The organism is uncultured Gelidibacter sp. (assembly GCF_947500795.1).
In the GTDB taxonomy this organism is placed as follows: domain Bacteria; phylum Bacteroidota; class Bacteroidia; order Flavobacteriales; family Flavobacteriaceae; genus Gelidibacter.
Genome location: NZ_CANMTE010000013.1, coordinates 1 through 2243 on the forward strand (window position 1 = coordinate 1; position 2243 = coordinate 2243).

The 2243-nt window shown below is 45.4% G+C and carries 2 protein-coding genes; both read right to left on the reverse strand.

All coding sequences use genetic code 11. The features are described 5' to 3' along the window. Positions 1-272: 272 nt before the first annotated feature. On the reverse strand, positions 273-1412 hold the full coding sequence (locus Q0947_RS15155) for an IS91 family transposase (protein WP_299399779.1): 1140 nt from the start codon (positions 1410-1412) through the stop codon (positions 273-275). Next, a complete protein-coding gene (locus Q0947_RS15160; RefSeq protein WP_299399782.1) occupies positions 1412-2239 on the reverse strand; it encodes a tyrosine-type recombinase/integrase in 828 nt (275 codons plus the stop codon). The genes Q0947_RS15155 and Q0947_RS15160 overlap by 1 nt, the downstream gene beginning before the upstream one ends. Positions 2240-2243: the final 4 nt, after the last annotated feature.

Here is a 2243-nt window from a genome sequence, read left to right on the forward strand (position 1 = left end):
CAATAACTAAGTATTCGGCTCGCCGATAGGCCAGAGCTGAATACTGTGTTGACGAATCCGGTTGATTTGCCGCCTTATGGGTAAAACGTTAAGTTGAGGGAAGGATACTTGGAGGTTGCTCTGTTATTCGTGCGGTCAAGTTGTTTGGGACTCAATTATTTTCTAACCTTCTTCACGGCTTTTCAGTGATTTTAATTGAAGATCTCTGGTTTTTTTCGTCCAATTTTAAAGTTAAGGCATAGCAGAGCCATTCCGCATTTGCAGAATAATTTTTAGTTGCTCCTGTTCAATCTTCTGTCTTTTAGTAAAACGCACCAATTCTCGGGAGGCCCACGGTCATTGAACAGCAGAATAGTATGCAGTCTCCCTTTTTTACAGACAGGACATCGGCGGTGCAAAATCTGCTGTATGGTACTGACAGGTTCCATTTTCACCGTTGCCAGTTCGCCTTGTAGTTTTGGCAACTTCTCCTTTTTCCAGCTGCTGCTCAAAATACCATAATGCCGTATCCTGGTAAATCCCTTGGGTAGAACATGCAGGGCAAAGCGTCTGACAAATTCCTGGCTTGACAAGGTCAAAGGGACTTTCTTTCCTGCACGGCGATAATCTTTGGCGGTAAAAGACACACGTCTGCTTTCGCGATCAATATTAGTAATCCGATGGTTACTGATCGCTATTTTATGGGTATATCTGCCCAGGTATTCAATCACATATTTTGGGCTTCTAAAAGGCTGATTGGCAAAGACCACCCATTTTTTACCGAATACCACATCGTAAACTTTTCGAGGGATCTTTAATCCACTTTTTCTAAGTTCGGCGACATACTTCCCTCTAAATACGATGCTCATGGATTTTACATCGAACAGATATTTGCCTTTGCTCTTTGCTTTTTTCCATTGTCCTGATTTGCTCAAACCACCACCCGGGACAATGCAGTGCAAGTGCGGGTGTAAACTTATATTCTGCCCCCAAGTATGCAGCACTGCAATCATCCCCATTCTCCCACCAAGGTGCTTAGGATTGTCACCAAACTGCCGCAAGGTCTGCCAAGCAGCCCTGAACAGACTACCGTACACTATTTTGCCGTGGCTCAATGCGTAACTGTTAAACTCGCTTGGAAGGGTAAACACTACATGAAAATAGGGAACGTTCAAGAGTTCGCCTTCCCTTGCCCTGATCCACTCTTCGCGTTTGTGTCCCTGACAGGTTGGGCAATGTCTGTTTCTGCAACTATTGTAACTGATGTGAAGTCTGTGGCAACAATCGCATTTATCAATATGACCGCCCATAGCTTTGGTCCGGCACCGCCTTATGGCCTGCAAGGCTCGGTAGTGCCATGAGGTCAGGCTCAAATTTTTGAGCTGTAGCTGTTCCATATCCAAAACGTCAGCTACCGTATGTTTGGGGCGCATCAGTCGTAGAGCTTGTCCAGTGGTGAGAACTTCGAACCACTGGGCAGATTGGCCACATGCAGATAGGTCAGGGTCATCTCGATATGCGCATGGCCCAAAAGTTCTTTTAGGCTGACAATGTCAACACCATATTCCAACAGATGCGTGGCAAAGGTGTGCCGCAAGGTGTGGGCGGTTATCTTTTTGGAACTGCCTATTTTACTGCGGTTTTCCTTGATGACCCATCGGATCCCATTGGTGGTCAACCCCCGAGCTACTCCATCTTTGGTGACCTGACTGTTGAAAAGATAGCCTTGAGGATTTTCCGTTTTGATATATTTCTTTAGCCCTCTGACCAGATATTTACTTAAAGGGACATAGCGGTCGATCTTCCCTTTTTTCTTGGGGATAAAGACCGTTCTGCGATCAAAGTCAATGTCTGCCAATTTGAGGTTGCACAGTTCGTAGCTGCGAAGGCCACAGCCATAGAGCATCCCAATAATCAAACGGTGCTTAAGATACTTGGGCGCTTTTAAAAGACGCTTGACCTCTTCTTGACTCAGAACAATCGGCAATTTCAAATCCCGTTTGATCTGGGGCAAAGCTACCCGCTTGGCCTCCATGCCCATGAGTTTGTAGGCGGCCCTCAGCCCAAAAATGGTGTGTTTAAAGAAACTTTCAGATGGGTTTTTGTGGAGTTTTTGGCAGTAATAAAGGTAAGACTGAATGTTTTCCACCGAAAGCGTTTCTGGGCTCTGTTTATAATGCAGGGCAAGATGTGCTAGGCATCGAAGGTAATTGTTTAAGGTGCTTTTGGCTTTGCCATTAATGGAAAAGCTCTGCTCCAATTTG

What these genes read in the sequence shown, in the direction of transcription:
- Q0947_RS15155 (WP_299399779.1), bottom strand. Translation starts at nt 1,412, where the DNA reads ATGCGCCCCAAACATACGGTAGCTGACGTTTTGGATATGGAACAGCTA.